The 15,801-nt window shown below is 41.0% G+C and carries 17 protein-coding genes and 1 pseudogene; 9 read left to right on the top strand and 9 right to left on the bottom strand.

Annotated features, from left to right (window positions below; translation table 11 throughout):
- The 4 genes from IPP77_14875 to IPP77_14860 all read left to right on the top strand — a co-directional run bounded on the left by IPP77_14875 (position 1) and on the right by IPP77_14860 (position 3,839).
- Entirely contained in the window at positions 1–1,287 is a 1,287-nt protein-coding gene (locus IPP77_14875) for a hypothetical protein (protein ID MBL0310897.1), read from the top strand.
- Between the two features lie 3 nt (positions 1,288–1,290).
- A complete protein-coding gene (locus IPP77_14870; protein ID MBL0310896.1) occupies positions 1,291–1,905 on the top strand; it encodes a hypothetical protein in 615 nt (204 codons plus the stop codon).
- A gap of 459 nt (positions 1,906–2,364) precedes the next feature.
- Positions 2,365–3,138, top strand: a complete 774-nt coding sequence (locus IPP77_14865; protein ID MBL0310895.1) for an NYN domain-containing protein — start codon at positions 2,365–2,367, stop codon at positions 3,136–3,138.
- A gap of 62 nt (positions 3,139–3,200) precedes the next feature.
- Complete coding sequence (locus IPP77_14860; protein ID MBL0310894.1) at positions 3,201–3,839, top strand: CAP domain-containing protein; 639 nt, start codon at positions 3,201–3,203, stop codon at positions 3,837–3,839.
- Positions 3,840–3,858: 19 nt separating this feature from the next.
- Here the strand turns inward: IPP77_14860 and IPP77_14855 are convergent, their stop codons facing one another.
- The 3 genes from IPP77_14855 to IPP77_14845 all read right to left on the bottom strand — a co-directional run bounded on the left by IPP77_14855 (position 3,859) and on the right by IPP77_14845 (position 7,316).
- The gene (locus IPP77_14855; protein MBL0310893.1) at positions 3,859–4,221 is read right to left on the bottom strand and encodes a hypothetical protein; all 363 of its coding nucleotides are present in this window, start codon (positions 4,219–4,221) and stop codon (positions 3,859–3,861) included.
- Between the two features lie 5 nt (positions 4,222–4,226).
- Complete coding sequence (locus tag IPP77_14850; protein MBL0310892.1) at positions 4,227–6,152, bottom strand: penicillin acylase family protein; 1,926 nt, start codon at positions 6,150–6,152, stop codon at positions 4,227–4,229.
- Between the two features lie 903 nt (positions 6,153–7,055).
- The gene (locus IPP77_14845) at positions 7,056–7,316 is read right to left on the bottom strand and encodes a hypothetical protein (protein MBL0310891.1); all 261 of its coding nucleotides are present in this window, start codon (positions 7,314–7,316) and stop codon (positions 7,056–7,058) included.
- A gap of 254 nt (positions 7,317–7,570) precedes the next feature.
- Between IPP77_14845 and IPP77_14840 the strand changes: the two genes are divergently transcribed.
- Positions 7,571–8,080 (top strand): shikimate kinase, encoded by a 510-nt coding sequence (locus IPP77_14840; protein MBL0310890.1) that lies wholly within the window; start codon positions 7,571–7,573, stop codon positions 8,078–8,080.
- Between the two features lie 12 nt (positions 8,081–8,092).
- On the opposite strand, the gene IPP77_14835 is transcribed toward IPP77_14840, so the two are convergent.
- Positions 8,093–8,869: a DUF475 domain-containing protein gene (locus tag IPP77_14835; GenBank protein ID MBL0310889.1), complete on the bottom strand. Its 777-nt coding sequence runs from the start codon at positions 8,867–8,869 to the stop codon at positions 8,093–8,095.
- A 33-nt stretch (positions 8,870–8,902) separates the two neighbouring features.
- On the opposite strand from IPP77_14835, the gene hxpB reads away from it, so the two are divergent.
- Positions 8,903–9,553 carry a hexitol phosphatase HxpB gene (hxpB, locus tag IPP77_14830; protein MBL0310888.1) on the top strand — a complete coding sequence of 217 codons (651 nt, stop codon included), beginning with the start codon at positions 8,903–8,905 and terminating at the stop codon, positions 9,551–9,553.
- Here hxpB and IPP77_14825 read toward each other — a convergent pair.
- On the bottom strand, positions 9,548–10,033 hold the full coding sequence (locus IPP77_14825; GenBank protein ID MBL0310887.1) for a DinB family protein: 486 nt from the start codon (positions 10,031–10,033) through the stop codon (positions 9,548–9,550). The genes hxpB and IPP77_14825 overlap by 6 nt on opposite strands.
- Before the next feature lie 19 nt (positions 10,034–10,052).
- Positions 10,053–11,169, bottom strand: a pseudogene (locus IPP77_14820) (M42 family metallopeptidase).
- A 164-nt stretch (positions 11,170–11,333) separates the two neighbouring features.
- Between IPP77_14820 and IPP77_14815 the strand changes: the two are divergent.
- The gene (locus IPP77_14815; GenBank protein ID MBL0310886.1) at positions 11,334–11,666 is read left to right on the top strand and encodes a hypothetical protein; all 333 of its coding nucleotides are present in this window, start codon (positions 11,334–11,336) and stop codon (positions 11,664–11,666) included.
- A 1-nt stretch (position 11,667) separates the two neighbouring features.
- On the opposite strand, the gene IPP77_14810 is transcribed toward IPP77_14815, so the two are convergent.
- Positions 11,668–12,465 carry a PorT family protein gene (locus tag IPP77_14810; protein MBL0310885.1) on the bottom strand — a complete coding sequence of 266 codons (798 nt, stop codon included), beginning with the start codon at positions 12,463–12,465 and terminating at the stop codon, positions 11,668–11,670.
- A 40-nt stretch (positions 12,466–12,505) separates the two neighbouring features.
- Here IPP77_14810 and IPP77_14805 point away from each other — a divergent pair, with 40 nt between their 5' ends.
- Positions 12,506–13,279: a class I SAM-dependent methyltransferase gene (locus tag IPP77_14805; protein ID MBL0310884.1), complete on the top strand. Its 774-nt coding sequence runs from the start codon at positions 12,506–12,508 to the stop codon at positions 13,277–13,279.
- Between the two features lie 17 nt (positions 13,280–13,296).
- Here IPP77_14805 and IPP77_14800 read toward each other — a convergent pair whose 3' ends face one another.
- Together IPP77_14800 and IPP77_14795 are read right to left on the bottom strand one after the other, a co-directional pair.
- On the bottom strand, positions 13,297–13,758 hold the full coding sequence (locus tag IPP77_14800; protein ID MBL0310883.1) for a hypothetical protein: 462 nt from the start codon (positions 13,756–13,758) through the stop codon (positions 13,297–13,299).
- 58 nt (positions 13,759–13,816) lie between these two features.
- The gene (locus tag IPP77_14795) at positions 13,817–14,452 is read right to left on the bottom strand and encodes an LON peptidase substrate-binding domain-containing protein (protein MBL0310882.1); all 636 of its coding nucleotides are present in this window, start codon (positions 14,450–14,452) and stop codon (positions 13,817–13,819) included.
- Positions 14,453–14,625: 173 nt separating this feature from the next.
- Between IPP77_14795 and IPP77_14790 the strand changes: the two genes are divergently transcribed.
- Positions 14,626–15,801: an aminopeptidase gene (locus IPP77_14790; GenBank protein ID MBL0310881.1), complete on the top strand. Its 1,176-nt coding sequence runs from the start codon at positions 14,626–14,628 to the stop codon at positions 15,799–15,801.

Below are 15,801 nucleotides of genomic sequence, written 5' to 3'. Positions count from 1 at the left end.
ATGAAAAATATATTTCTGCCTATTCTGCTGGGGATGAGTCTTTTTGTATCAGCACAATTTGATTCAAACCCCAATCTTTTCAATTATACCGGTACTACGCTCAATCCGCACTTCAATTCGCAAATGCGCGATTCAGCACTGAACCGCATCACGGCTTCCTTTGATTATTTTGCCAATTCCAACTCGGTCCCCGCCATGTTTGCTTACAAAATGATTTTTAAGGGACAAATAAACAACACCTTGAAAGACCGCGCCAACCGGGGCATTAAGAACCGGCTGGCCTTTGAAGATTATTTGAACGCAGGTTTTGATTATCAGAGATATTTGAAAAAATGGGATGGTATGCTGTACTTTGGTTACCATCACCGACAAATGCGAAATCTTTCCGGCTCTAAAGAAACCTACCAACTTCTTTTCTATGGCAATGCCATGTTTGAAGATGATACGGTTGACCTCAGCGGCATCCGCTTTCAAAATTTCATTTACAACCAATATACTTTTGGTATCCAGAAAACATTCCGCAGCAATCGGATAAGAACCGACTTTGGGTTGAGCTATTCATTTCTGCAAGTGATGAGCAATCAACAAATCAGCACACGCGATGCTTGGCTATACACCGCTCCAGACGGCGAATATCTGGACATGCAATATGATTTGAAGTACAACTCTGCCGATGAAGGCGCTACACCTTTTACCGAAATGAACGGCATTGGTTTCTCCGGCGACCTCCATCTTTCCATTTCTGAAGAAAACCAGTGGAAGTTGGCATTGGATGTATCAGACCTCGGCGTGATGTCATTTTCCAAACATCCGGTAAATTATACCGACACTGGTTTTGTACACTTTCAGGGTATAGAATTTCCCAACCTGTTTTCGTTTAACAGCGCTACTTTCGGCAACCTAAATATTGACAGCGCTTTGCTCACCAATCTACCTAAAAAAACCAACAAGCACTACTCTGTGATGGTGCCTTTCACCGCAGCCTTGGTATATTCTCAACCTATTTTTGGAGATAAATTGGTGATTAGCGTAGGCGGTCAATACCGACATATTCCTCGCTATTTCTTTTATGGATACCTCAAGGCCAACTACTTCATCCGTCCCGATATGGTCTTCTCGGCCTCTATGGGCGGGGGCGGGTACAGCAAGTTTAACCTCGGCTTTGAGTTTTCTAAATCGTGGAAATATTTTGACTTCACGCTCGGTACCGGCAATATTATCGGACTGGTTGTCCCTACTCACTATACCGGAACCGGACTCTATCTACGACTGGGCACTTCTTTCTAAATCATGGACAAAGCAAAGATTTTTGCCTTCGTATTTTTTCTGCTTTTTTCATGTAGAAATAATGTGGAAGCAAAAAAGCTACCGGCTTTGCTCATCACCCTTTCAGATGATACGATTCCAATCACTTTAGATGTTCCTCTGAATAAAATAGATCGCGAACCCGCCTATCACAATATGCACTGGGGAATGACCTATTTCGATTCTACGGGTGTACAGCAGTCCATAAAACCTGGAGAGGTAGCAGAAGTGCAATTTGAATATAGAAGAGAAAAGATAAGAATGGTCTCGGTTAAAAATGATGCGGGAATAGCAAACCCATTTCATTCAGGCAGCCAATATTTCTTTTTGCTATTGATAAAGGACGGCAGCCTGCGTTTGCTGAAGTACTATCCACTCCCCTCGCTCAGCCCTCGTTGCGGGGTCTGCGCCCCAAGTATTGATTACATTTTACAGAAACATCAGGGAACACTCACTAAAATAAATTGGGATGATTTCAGAGATAGCATGTCTTTATATTTTGCCGATTGTCCTGAATTAGCCATTAAAATCAAACAGAAAACTTTCCGAAGTGAGGATATAGAAGACATTGTAGGGGAGTATAACAGAAACTGCTTGTAAATATCTGCAGGAAGTTCTTAGTGATTCTCAGTTGACTTTCTTCTTGGTGGCAAGTTTTCTCTAATTCGCTAGTAGCATACTCACTTCAAATTTTTCCTAATTGGCTGAATAATTGGGCGGTATGTATTCATTCTCTAAGTGAATGCCCTAAAGCGCCCATAAGTTCCTCTGCCAAAGGCTTTAACCAATCATAATCCCGCGAATACCAATCATTTTCCCCCGAAAACCAATTATAATCCCCGCTTAACCAATAAGTTTCCACGCTATACTAATCAAACAAGGGGCAATACTGATTACAACAGGCGCTATACCAGTCACATTAGCCTAAATACCAATTAAGGAAGGTTATTTCCAATTTAGGAATATAGTTACAGTTGTTAGAAGCCGATTTTTCTTCTTGGTTCAGTGCCTTCGGCGTAGGAATCCTATTCTCTTATATTGCACTCAAATTCATACAAAATGGAAACCATCAAAGAGCTTCGTTTCGCGGTTTTAATAGATGCCGACAACGTGCCCTATTCAAACGTGAAGGCGATGTTGGAAGAGATTGCCAAGTATGGCACACCAACCTTCAAAAAGATTTATGCCGATTGGACAAAACCTACGGTATCGGGTTGGAAAACAGTTTTGCTTGAAAATGCCATCACTCCGGTACAACAATATAGTTATACCAGCGGCAAGAACGCGACCGACTCTGCCATGATTATTGATGCTATGGACATCCTTTACAGTGGTAGGGTGGATGGATTTTGTATCGTTTCAAGCGATAGTGATTTCACCCGTTTGGCTATACGCCTTCGAGAGGCAGGCATGAAGGTGTTGGGTTTGGGAGAGAAGAAAACGCCTACGGCCTTTATCTCGGCCTGCGATAAATTTATCTACCTTGAGATATTGAAGGCTAAACAACCGCTGCCGCAACCGGCTTCCAGACCTGCTCAAAAATCAAAGACCAAAACAAAATCTCAAAACACTTCGGAAGAGGTGATTGGACCTATCAATAAGGAATTGGTCAATCTGATTTCCGATAGCATCAACGATATTGCAGATGAAGAGGGATGGGCTTTTCTAGGTGAGTTGGGGAATTTGCTCATTAAGAAGCAACCGGACTTTGACCCTCGCAATCACGGATTCAAGAAGTTGCTGCCTTTAATCAAAAGCATTGGAAATCGGTTCGAGTTTTCGGAAAAAGCAACCAAACACGGCACTACCCTTGTTTATGTAAGAGAGAAATAGTCTGAAAATATCGGGGACTTACCCCGCACCCAATATTTTTCAAATAATTTCGTTTTAAAGGTATGTGGCCTGCGGTTGTCTTTTTATATCTACTACCTCTATTATTTGCCTCGGATAAAGGCGGACAATATCTATCTGAAATCACGCTGTTTCAGAAGGATTCCTACTTCAAACAGAAAGTGTATGAAGATCATACGTGGAAGAGTTTTGATACGCTTAAAGAACCAAACAGGGTGGTTGACCCTGCCCACTACGATCTGCACCTGATGAATGCGGCTTTCTTCTTTGCCACCAATAAACTTCGGGAACAAAAGAATGTGGCAACTTTAAAATTTTCAGCGGAACTGAGAAACGCTGCGGTGGTACACACGCATCAGATGGTGGCAAAAAATTTCTTTGAGCATGTCAATCCCAAAACCGCTGCATTGAAAATGCCACCGGTGCGGTTAAAACTGTTTGGCGTGAATTCAACAGTGAATGGGGAAAATATTGATATGAATAGCTTCCCGGTTCCACTGAAAGTAAGCTACCTGCAAGTGGCAGAAGTATTGGTGAAAGACTTATACAATTCTCCACCACATCGCAAGGTGATGCTCGACAAAAACCTGCTCTATTTAGGTTGTGGGGCTATCTTTGAAACAAAAGATGAAAATAACGCGCGCTCCATTAGAGCCACTCAGGACTTTAGCGGAGATTATTAGATAATCGAACTAAAAAAGATTACTTCATCCCTACTGCGATAGCAGAAAGTCTTCCGCTTAGCGACGCAAAACCGCCAACCAATCCTCCTATAGCACCGGTAAGGATATATAGACGGAATTGTTTGTCTCTAATAATCGGAGCAAATAATTCTGCCAGTTTTTCAGAAAGCAAATGCTGATTGGCATGAGCCAGATAATAGGAATAGAACGTCCATAGTAAGAATAGGGAAAGCAGCCCTGCGAAAAAGGCAGCTTCGCGACGCGGCTGGCGCATGACAAAACCGACTGCAAAAGCAACAATGGCAACAGACCACCAAGGGAAAAACTGTTGTACGGCAAAAGACAAAACTGCAATCAAGACAATAGCAATAAGAAACTTCATTAGATTTATTTTGGTTTAAAAGTGGATATAAAAAGTTTGTGTGCGCCAAGCCCATCACCAGTTCGCACAAAAGATGCCTGAAAATATTCTCCTTTCGCCCAGGCATTCACCATGTTATCGTAATAGGGGCTTCCCGGATTACCCGATTGTCCGCCCGGATAAACAACATAGGCCTTCATCGTTGCTTCATCAACGATCATTCTCCAGGATGGGCCGTGTGCAGAGTTGGTGGCATTAATGGTACCTATATTGCCTCCGCTGTATACGTTCAACTTGCTGAAAGCATCAATACCTGCCAGGTGCGCAATCTTAGTAGATTTATAACTCCCCCAATCCTTTGCATTCATGTCTTTCTTTTCATAGACTCTATCGTTAGCATAGGCGCCTTTGGTTTCTGTAAATTCTTTGTTGCGCAGGGAGATTAAAATATGTTTGAATGAACGCAGCACGATATCCTTTCTCGATTCCTTTTCCGGAGTACTGAGAATATCATAGAAGGCAGAGGTGCTGTCCGATTGCAAAAACTTACCGGTGATATAAAAACTCGGTTGCTTCATCGGAACCTTCGGGTCAGCCATTTCATCCCACAATAATCTGCGCAATTCATTCCACCAGATTTCAAAATATATCGGGGTTGTTTCATCCGGGTTGTTATAAAAATCCCAATGATAAATCTCTTCAGCTATTTTCTTCTCCTCTGTGTTTAAGGCAGAAAGATCAAGAAGTGATAGCATGATGGGTGCAACTTCAGAGGCGTGAAGATTGAAATTATCATTCTGCATTTTTTTCATAAAATCTACATCAATATCCTTACCACCGGCCAATAATTGATTGATTCTTCGATTGCGATAATTTTCAAAAACCCCCACTCCAGAATAGTAATAAGGATAAGTAGAATCTGTAGGCCGTTGGTTGGCACTACTCACAAAACCACGATCAGGATTCAACATGGAAGGATTTTGTTCCGAAGGAATAAACTGTTTCCACTCGCCCTGATCCGTGCTACCATCAAATACCAACTTGCCTTTGCCAGGCATATCATTTACTATTGGAAACTTACCTTGATGCCGGATGGCTATGTCACCGCTTCTGGAAGCAAAAACAAAATTCTGCGAAGGGCAATCATAATGTTTCAAGGCCTGCATATAATCGTCATAGTTCTTTCCTTTGTTTAAGCCGTAAAACGTCTCAAATTCGTTGGAGGGCAATTTAGCTGTCCAAGATACCGCCATATTCTTTTTACTCTCCACCTCACCAAACTTCTCATCAAACACCACTGGCCCAAAACGAGTATAAACTACTGTATCATGGAAAGCCCCTTTTCCGCGAACCAAGAATAGTTCTGGCTTTTTAATAGACTTTTCCCATTGTCCGTTGACTTCATATTCTTCACGAGAGGCATCTTTGAATTTAATTTTGTACCAATCACGTACATCTCTGCCACCATTCGTCACCCCCCATGAAATAGAATCATTAAATCCTATAATAACCGCAGGTGAACCGGGAAGAGTGGCACCATAAACATTCATGGTAGGCGAGACCAAGTGCATCTCAAACCAAATAGAGGGGAGTGATAATTTCAGATGCGGATCATTGCAAAGAATTGGCTTACCGCTTTTTGTCTTGCTGCCACTCACCGCCCAATTGTTGGAGCCATTTATCTCCTCCGGCTTTTCTAATATAGAACTATATGTTTCTCCCGATTTCGTTTCAACGGCAGCCTGTGATTTATTTGAGCTGTTTGCCTTAAAACCCCATTTCGTTCCAACAGGAATTACAGGGTCCTCAGCATCGGTAAAATCAGGATAAAGCTTTTGAAATGCTTCGTCACCATATTTAGCAATGAAGTTGGTATTCTCAATATCATACTCAAAACCGAAAGAATGCTGGCCATGTTCTTTAATAGCAATGAAACCTTCACCGGCGTCCACGCTTCCGGTTGATAGTCCAGCAGTTTATATTCAATTGGGTAATCCTTCCTTTTTAAGTTTTTGATATAGGCATTCACCCCGTCGCAATAGGCCTGAATCATTCTTTTGCTTTCTGGGTTCTTGGCTACAAACGCCGTGGCATCGTCGGCATCGGTTTGCATGCCCAGCCTTCTCGTTCGGCGGTCAGTTTCAAGTGCCTTCTCCCCTACTACTTCCGTTAGTCTCCCGGCAGCATTGTGCGTTTGAATCTCCATCTGCCATAAACGGTATTTGGCGGTGATGTATCCCTGTAAAAAATACATATCCTCATCGCTTTCTGCAAAAACATGCGGAACCATCCTATCATCAAAATAGACCTTTGCCCCTGCTTTTAATCCCTCCAATTGATATTCAACATCCTTAAGAGAGGACGAATTTTCAGCATTTTGCCAGACGCCATCAAAAGGGTTCAAAAATTTACCCAATGGCGGCATTACGCCTATTCTTGAATTGAACAACAGCAATAATCCAGCGGTCGTTAATAAAGTAAGGAATAAATCACGGTATTTCACCAGTCACAATATTTTTAAGGCGGCTAAAATATAGATATAAACGCGCCCTCAAAGATTTATAAACCAAGATTAAGGATAAACTTCAAATTAATTGCTTCCGAATCGAGTTTAACCCGATCTAGCAAGACAACCGCTCAAGAAAAGTTCAGAACGGACCTTAACGATTTGAAACCGATACCGTACTAAATATCTGGTAGTGCATTGATTTTGGACATTTTGTGGGATTTCCACATTCCTCTAATTGGCTATTTAGACTTTTACAAAATGATCTGTTGCGCTTTAGTTCCGGCTAGGCTAACTACTCTATGATTACCGTTGAGCCATTCAATGATAGCAAGTACTCCAACGACAGCTACTTTGATATTTCTGATTTTATCGTGAAATACCCTAAAATCTTCAAAAAATCACCTAAAAACACACGTATAGTGCATGCTATCCAACGAATAGCATGCACTATTCTAACAATAGCATGAGCTTTTGGAGTCATAGCATGTGCTATTGTAACAATAGCATGAGCTTTTGGAGCCATAGCATGTGCTATTGGGACAATAGCATGAGCTTTTGAAGCCATAGCATGTACTATTGCGACAATAGCATGAGCTTTTGGAGCCATAGCACGTACTATTGGGACAATAGCATGTGATTAACAAAGGATAAGTACATACATTTTACCTTACGGCATGTAGTATTGTTCATTTTCTATGTGCCTTTTTCAATAAGTGAGCGTCTGAACTAGAATAAGTGTAGGCGAATGAGATTTCTGCCAATCGTAAGTGAACCCATCTATATGACATACCTCCTCCTCCGGTCCATGGAGATGCATTAGAAATCCTTTAGAGTTTATACCATATAGGCTAATATTGCTTCGTGAAGAATATTTACCTCATTGGCTTTATGGGATCTGGCAAAACTACTTTTGGAAAGAAATTGGCTAGACAAATCAAGATGGGATTCAGTGATTTGGATGAAATCATCAGCCATCAATTCGGCAAACAACATGTCAGTGAGTTAATAAATGAGCAGGGCTTTGATTTTTTCAGAAAGGCTGAGCAGAAATGTTTGAGGAATGCCCCAGGCACACAAGTGATAGCTACCGGAGGTGGCACGCCTTGCTATTTTGATAATATGGATTGGATGAAATCTCAGGGTATAGTGGTTTTTCTTCATCCAGGCATCGAAGTCATCTTTTCGCGCCTCAAAACCACAGAGATATCTACACGTCCGCTTCTAAAGGGTCTGAATGAACCCGATTTGAAAAAATATATTCAAACTACATTTGAAGAGCGCCTACCATTCTATCAGCAGGCACAGCTTGTGTTTGATCCGGTTCGACAGAAAATGGATGAGCTAGTACAAGCAATCCAAGAGCGCAATTAAAACTATTGAGATTTACGTTTTCTTTCTAAAAATCAGATGGTAAAGAATAGGCAAGACAAAAAGCGACACGGTGAAAATGGAAAAATACATGTCAGCGTTCTCTGCTTCCAACATTCTGCACAATATAAAATCAGGAGTATAATGACAGGCGAATTCAAGGCACAAACGTAGTCCCAAGACACCGATGACCAAATAAGCAATGGAATCGAGAAAAGGAAGACGTTCCATCAGTTTTACAAAATATCCTGCCACGATACGCATGGAAAGGATGCCGATAAACACTCCGGTACAGATGATGAAGATATTATCGGTAAAGGCCACCGCAGCAAATACATTGTCAATAGAAAAAGTGAGGTTCATCAGTTCTACCATCACCACTACACTCCAAAAGTGGTTTAACCCCGGAATCGTTTTGGGATGCTTTATCTTTTCATCCAATTCTCCCTTTTGAATATCAAGGATGTGCTCCTCTTTGCCGATTCTTTTGTAGAAAAAATGTCCTGTCAGATATAATAGATAGGCACCGCCAGCCAGTTTCAGCCAATTAATTTTGATTAATTCACTGGCAAAAAACAAGGCCAATCCGCGAAAAACATAAGCACCGAGAATGCCGTATTTCAATGCTCTGCTACGTTTCTCTTTCGGCAGATCCATGACCATAGTTGCCAGCACAGCGGCATTGTCAATAGAAAGTAAGCTTTCAATTAAAACTAGATTCAACACCACCAGCGCAGCGGTTTTTGGGTCGGGTTGAAGGAAGGGCGAAAGAAACTCGGTAAGGAAATCCAAAAGGTATTATTTCGTGCAAAATTAAACCGTAAAATGACAAAACATTTCGATGCCGTTATCTATGATATGGATGGATTGCTGATTGATTCAGAACCTTTTTGGCGAAAGGCTGAAATAAAGATTTTTGCTACCGTTGGGTTGCAACTGAGCGAAGCAGATTGTATCGAAACTACCGGCTTTCGTTTTGATGAAGTGGTAGAATATTGGTGGCATCGTCAACCTTGGAAAGGCAAAAGTAGAGTTCAGATTCATGATGAAGTACTTGATGAAATGGAATATGCCATTACACATCAAGCCAAGGCAATGAAAGGAGTTCATGAATCTTTAAACTATTGTAAAAGCAAAAACTTAAAAATAGCGCTGGCCTCATCTTCAGCCATGCGTTTGATTAAGGCAACGGTAAAGAAACTGGAGATTGAATCCTATTTCGATATGTTGGTATCTGCAGAGTATGAAACCTATGGAAAACCACATCCGGCAGTCTTTCTTCACACCGCTGATCGCATCAACGTTCGACCGGAAAGATGTGTGGTAATTGAAGATTCATTCAATGGTTTGCTTGCGGCAAAGTCAGCGAAAATGAAATGCGTGATAATACCCGACCCGGCGACTTATGATGAAGCACGTTTCATTATCGCAGATTGGAAATTAAGAAGTCTGGAAGAAATTTCTTCCGTGTTATAGACGCATATATGCAATCAAATCCTGAGAAGTGAACTTTTCAAACCCAAGGCCACGAAGCATCGTTACTAACTGTCCGCGATGAAAACTGCCATGATTGACGAGGTGGAATAGAATATCCTCTATTGGCTGCGTGAATTCTATTCCTTTCATGTTCTTGTAGTGAATCTCCTGGTCTAAGAAAATACGATCTTTGGAGGATATAAATTCAGCCAGTTCATTTGAGGTTTTCTTCCAACCGTCCAACATGCCAGAGGTGGTTCCCGTAAAGTTGACGCTGGGCCAGCTTTTCGGTGTCCCTCCCTGAATGCGGGTCAGCCAAATTTGTTCAGCATCCCAAAGGTGAAAAACAGTTTTGCGAAGAGTAGTAAAACTACTCTTCACCTCAGTATCAAAATGTTTTTCATCCACAGATGAAAGAACCTCTACGGCTTTGCCGGTAGCCCAGGTGTTATAGTTTAAATGTCTTTGAATAGTGTACATGGAATATTAGCTGCAAGTTTTACAAGTATTTAAAATCAAATCCCGGTTTAAGTTTCAATAAGGATTGATAAATCAGTCGGATGACATTCTCCACATCCTCTATGGCTACCAGCTCGACTGTTGTGTGCATATAGCGCAAGGGTAGAGAAATAAGTGCCGAAGGAATGCCACCGGAAGCATAAGCAAAAGCATCGGTATCGGTACCGGTGCTGCGCGAAGCGGCATCCATTTGATAAGGAATTTTTTCAGCCTTAGCGGTATCAATAATAAAGTCAAGAAGTTTGTTGTGAACCGCAGGACCAACAGTCAACACTGGACCACCGCCGGCAATGAAATCTCCTTGTACAATTTTATCAATCATTGGAGTAGTAGTATCGTGGCAAACATCTGTGATAATCGCACAATCTGGGTGAATTGTATGTGCCACCATTTCCGCACCGCGCAACCCCACTTCCTCCTGAACGGAGTTAACGATATAAAGTGAAAACGGGAGCTTCTTTTTGTTGTCTTTAAGCATACGGGCCACTTTGGCAATGATAAAACCACCGGCACGGTTATCGAGGGCTCGACCACCAAAGTATCTTTCATTCAAGACAAAAAACTCATCCTGATAAGTAATGACGCATCCAACATGGATACCTTTTTTCAAAACTTCATCTTTCGTTTTGCAACCTAAGTCAAGAAAGATGTTTTTTAACTTCCGGAGCCTGTTCCTTTCCAGCGCTTCTGGTATGAATGGCAGGCCAACCAAATACAGCGGGAATCTTTTTCCCATCTCGAGTATGAATCCAAACTCGTTTTGAAGGGGCTATTTGATGGTCACTTCCGCCGTTTCTTTTTACATAAATCAAACCATTATCAGTGATATAGGAAACAAACCAAGAAATCTCATCAGCATGAGCTTCAATAGCTACTTTAAATTTGGCACCAGGGTTTACCACACCATATACCGTACCGTAATTATCTACTTCGTGCTTATCAATCGCCGGGCGAATGTATTCCAGCCAAAGTTTCTGTCCTTCCAATTCAAATCCTGTAGGAGATGGGTTATTTATATACGCCTCGAAGAACTTCTTGTCTTCGGCGGTTAGTATGCTTGCTTTACTTTTAGTGGGCGCTTTCTTTTTGGTAGCCATAGTTTCTTGGTTTAGAATAAGGCGGCAAGAATATGGATTAATGAAGAAAGCACCAAGGTTATTTTAATCAACATAAGTTCTTATTGTTGATCTCTTTGAGGTATAATAATTTAATATCTTTACCCATGCAGGTAGTTTGCCTCATTTATTAATACCATCGCAATATGAATATAGAAACCAATTCTTGGACCTATGAGGAGTTCCTTGCGTTTATTTTGCTTTATGCAGCAGAAATGAATCAGGATTTATCCCCTAATGAAATGAAATTCATAGAAGAAAAGACTGGTGTTGAAGATATTGATCGGATACGGCAACATCTCGATAAAATTTCCGATACGGAGAGTATTGAGACGATTGACCATTATAAAAAAGTTTACTTAACCACCACTGAAAGTACCTTGAAAGCTAAAAGAGATTTAGAAGCATTACTTAAGACGCCGGGCGTTCACAGCCAGTTTGAAAAGGCAGCTGTTCACATGATTGAAAAACTGATTTGAGCTATTTAGAAGAGTGTGAAAACGCTCTTTTGTTCTTAGTAATAATGTAATGTAGTCCCACCATCAGCCCGGCACGGAAATTATGGCTGGCATGGTATACTTTCTCTTGATACCATGCAGGGTTTTTTAGGATTTTTCCATTAATATCTGTAAACCCATAATAAGTAGAGATACCGATATTGACATACAGAAATTTAAGAGGATAAATTTCGACTCCTGTTTGCAAGGCAGCTCCAACATCCATAGCTTTAAACTTCTGTTTGGCAGTGAAAGCTAGAGAGTCAGGAAGGTAAACATAGCCCGCAATACGTACTTCTTCTGAGGCAGCCGTTCTGAATCCAATTTGTGGCCCTAACGCAAAAAAGAATTTCACCACTTTCCCTTTACTGATATACTTTGCAAATAGTGGTATCTGAATGTATTGCAAATAAATATCGCGTTGCACGTCAACCCGGCCGCTTCCTTTACCAAATGTTCCTTCGGGAATAGTGACCGGCCCCATGAAACTATCCCGATACAACTGTCCCGTGAAATTATATTGAATCTCGGTTTGTATCCCCCAATGATTATCAAAATTATAACCCAACACTAATCCCGCGTTCCCTCCCCAGGTATTTTTGTAAGCCATTTCTGAAACTCGAACAGCGGGGTCTTTAAAATTACGAAGAGTACCAATATTGTTCTGGTCAAGTATCCAAGTACTATTAAACGTTCCGGATATACCCAAATGAAAACCCTTTTGAGCAAAGAGATAAATGGGTGTCATCAAAAAAAGAAAATGCAAAATGAACTTATTCATATTTTAGCCTCGATGCGTCCTCTAAATTACTAAACATTTAATGAACGAATTTTATCGGCTAAAGTCCTTTGTGGAATATCAATGGAAAGCTAAAACAAAATACTACCTGCATTCTCCTTTCGTTTACCAGTTCTATCAGCAGATCTTAGAAGGAGAATATCCCGAGCAGTTAGAGGGACTGCGGACTTTGCGTAGAAGTCTTTCGGATAGCGATGAAGAAATAGCGGTAATAGACTTTGGAACCAAGACTTCCTCACTCAGAAAGGTTGCGGATATAGAAAGAAAGGTCGCAGTAAAAGAGAAATATGGGCTTCTGCTTTACAGATTGGCCTCGTATTTTAAACCCAAAACCATGTTGGAGCTTGGCACCTCCATAGGAATCAGCTCTGCCTATTTAAAGTTAGCTAGGCCAGACGCTATGTTGGTTTCGTTAGAAGGTGCTCCAAATTTATTAACGATAGCCAGTCGCAATCATTCTCAACTGGGAGTTAAGAATATAGAGTTTATTGAAGGGAATTTTGAAGAGACACTACCCAGGTTTATTGAAAAAACACAGCAGCTTGATCTAGTGCTTTTCGATGGAAATCATACTCAACCAGCGACACAGAGCTATTTTGAACAATGTTTGTCTAGACACCATGAACTTTCAGTTTTTATTTTTGATGATATCCACTATAGTCCAGAAATGAACGCAGCTTGGGAAAGCATTAAACAACACGAAGACATCCGACTAACAGTAGATGTTTTTCAATTCGGCATCTGTTTCTTTAAAAAAGAGAAAATAGCTAAGGAGCATTTTGTCCTTAGGTATTAAAAGCGATTAACCGGCAATTACTGGAATAAATCCTTTAGGATTTGAGCCACATTGATGTGGAAAAGGAAATAGGGGAGAAATAAGACCGCTGCCCAAAAGAGCAGAGAAACAATCATCGAAACAAGAATCTTCTTCTTGTCATGAGTAAAAGTCAATGCAAACATGACACCCACGGGAATAGAGAGCGCAATAGGAGTCAAAACCGCAATTCCGTTTAAACCAAATCTCCTTTTAACGCGAACCAGAAAACGATTCGTAGCAGTAAACTTCTTTCCAAAACGCTCCGGATATTTTTGAACAACATAATCTTGCAAAAATCCTCCGAGATAAGTAAACAATACAATGCCAATTATCCCACCCATCACGTTGGCCAGTGAGCCGCTAATACCTAAGTTAGCGGCAATAGCAGCGAAAGTCCCCATTGAAAATTTAACGATGGAGCCGAAAAATATAGCTAAAGATGAAATTATGTTATCCATGTTTGAAGCGCCCCAACCCTAGCGCTTATAAATATAACGAATATATTAGTAAAAAGGTTCAAAATGCAGGTGGTATTTCACGGCGGAAATGCCCATTCAACAATATTTTGCTTTTCACTCGCTCCGTTTCTTCAACCGAAGGTATTAATTTCTGCAAATGCTTAATCATAAACCATTGCCTGCCAATTTCCGAAGGCGCAGTCAGCAATCTGTATTTATCTTCTTCGGACAAAGCGATATAATGAACCACGTCATACGAAGTAGGGTTCTTGAATCTCTTATACAAATCAAAACCGGCTCCAAGCAATTTGTGCAATTGCTCTAATAAATCCACTAGAGTTGGGTTAAGAACAGCCGTATCTGGCAGTTTATTCTCAATCTCAAACACCACAGCAGCAGAATAAAGTTTATCGGGTACTTCACGCAACACCTCCACAATGCGAAATGCCATCAACCCTCTTGCGCGTATATCCATTTCTCCATTTGGATAAACCTTAAATATTTCTGTCAGTTCCATCTCCGTCCCATACTCATTTAGTGACTCTTTAAAAACAGACGGAATACCGAAGGTTTTATTTTCCTCGCTACATTCTTTTATCAGTTGCTTGTAGCGAGGCTCAAAAATATGTAGATTCAACTCTTGGCCTGGATAGACCACTGTACCTAGAGGAAATATTGGAAGAAATTTAGTCATATCGTATTAAACGCGGGCAAAATAAATATAGTGAGTGGGTATCACAACCGCATTCTATTTAACAACGTTTATAAATGCAAATTATTTTTTGAACTCCGAATCGCTGCAAATTCAAAACGCATTAATTGCCCGATATAATTCAATAAATTAGATTCGCGGTTCAAATTAAAAAAATGAAAATCAACAAAATCACTATCCTATATATTTGCACCCTAGTTTGGACCGCTGCAATAAACGCACAACCCACCATCAACACGAATAAAAAAGATGGGGGCTATACTTTTACCATGAAGAAGACTGTTGGATGTACCGATGTGAAAAACCAGTACAAATCAGGTACTTGCTGGAGCTATTCAACACAGTCTTTTCTCGAATCTGAAGTGATGAGAAATAAGAAGATAAATATAGACCTGAGCGAAATGTTCGTAGTGCGCAATACCTATATCCAAAAAGCCATCAGTTTTCTACGCTATCAGGGAACCACCAACTTTAGTGCCGGAGGAGAACCGCACGATGTGATAAACACCGTTCGGGAATATGGCATTGTGCCACAGGAAGTTTATAGTGGGATGCCTGCCGGCCAAACCAAACCGGAACATGGCGAAATTGACCGGGTTCTAAAAGCCATGCTGGATGCTATGGTGAAACTGCCCGATGGAAAACTTAATCCCAATTGGAAAGCCGCTTTTCTAGGTGCGTTGAATGGTTACATGGGTGCTGCGCCAGATATATTTACCTACGAGGGCAAAACATATACCCCACTTTCTTTCGCCAAATATCTCGGCATCAATGCAGATGACTATGTCGAGATCACTTCCTTCACCCATCATCCGTTCTATACAGAGTTTATTATGGAAGTATCAGACAACTGGTCCAATAGCCCTATATATAATGTACCTTTAGAAGATTTGAAACGAATTGCAGACAATGCGCTGACCAACAATTATTCTATTGAATGGGCTAGCGATGTGAGCGAAAAGGGATTTAACTTTAAAAACGGTCTGGCTATTGTTCCGGAGAAGAACTATGATGATATGACGCAAGCCGAGAAAGATTCCATGTTCACCAAACCGGATAAGGAGAAAGTCATTACACAACAAATGCGCCAAGAAGCTTTCGATAACCTGACTACGACCGACGATCACGGAATGCAAATGGTGGGCATGGCAAAAGATCAGGATGGCCATGATTATTATCTGGTGAAGAATTCATGGGGAACGGATAGAAATGACCTGGGGGGCTATTTCTATTGTTCGGCACCATACTTCATGTTCAAAACAACTTCTATTATGGTAAACAAGAACGCCATACCCAAAGATATTGCAAGCAAAATGGGCATAAAACTTTAG

The organism is Bacteroidota bacterium (genome assembly GCA_016722375.1).
In the GTDB taxonomy this organism is placed as follows: Bacteria; Bacteroidota; Bacteroidia; order Chitinophagales; family LD1; genus Bog-950.
The sequence above is the reverse complement of the archived record's forward strand: the minus strand, read 5'-3'. Positions and strand labels throughout refer to the sequence as shown.

Excerpts from the sequence above, each read along its gene's own strand:
- IPP77_14810 (MBL0310885.1), bottom strand. The coding sequence starts at position 12,465 with ATGAATAAGTTCATTTTGCATTTTCTTTTTTTGATGACACCCATTTAT.
- IPP77_14870 (MBL0310896.1), top strand. The coding sequence starts at position 1,291 with ATGGACAAAGCAAAGATTTTTGCCTTCGTATTTTTTCTGCTTTTTTCA.
- IPP77_14800 (MBL0310883.1), bottom strand. The coding sequence starts at position 13,758 with ATGGATAACATAATTTCATCTTTAGCTATATTTTTCGGCTCCATCGTT.
- IPP77_14855 (MBL0310893.1), bottom strand. The coding sequence starts at position 4,221 with ATGAAGTTTCTTATTGCTATTGTCTTGATTGCAGTTTTGTCTTTTGCC.
- hxpB (MBL0310888.1), top strand. The coding sequence starts at position 8,903 with ATGACAAAACATTTCGATGCCGTTATCTATGATATGGATGGATTGCTG.
- IPP77_14845 (MBL0310891.1), bottom strand. The coding sequence starts at position 7,316 with ATGGCTCCAAAAGCTCATGCTATTGTCGCAATAGTACATGCTATGGCT.
- IPP77_14815 (MBL0310886.1), top strand. The coding sequence starts at position 11,334 with ATGAATATAGAAACCAATTCTTGGACCTATGAGGAGTTCCTTGCGTTT.
- IPP77_14825 (MBL0310887.1), bottom strand. The coding sequence starts at position 10,033 with ATGTACACTATTCAAAGACATTTAAACTATAACACCTGGGCTACCGGC.
- IPP77_14860 (MBL0310894.1), top strand. The coding sequence starts at position 3,201 with ATGTGGCCTGCGGTTGTCTTTTTATATCTACTACCTCTATTATTTGCC.
- IPP77_14795 (MBL0310882.1), bottom strand. The coding sequence starts at position 14,452 with ATGACTAAATTTCTTCCAATATTTCCTCTAGGTACAGTGGTCTATCCA.
- IPP77_14790 (MBL0310881.1), top strand. The coding sequence starts at position 14,626 with ATGAAAATCAACAAAATCACTATCCTATATATTTGCACCCTAGTTTGG.
- IPP77_14805 (MBL0310884.1), top strand. The coding sequence starts at position 12,506 with ATGAACGAATTTTATCGGCTAAAGTCCTTTGTGGAATATCAATGGAAA.
- IPP77_14875 (MBL0310897.1), top strand. The coding sequence starts at position 1 with ATGAAAAATATATTTCTGCCTATTCTGCTGGGGATGAGTCTTTTTGTA.
- IPP77_14865 (MBL0310895.1), top strand. The coding sequence starts at position 2,365 with ATGGAAACCATCAAAGAGCTTCGTTTCGCGGTTTTAATAGATGCCGAC.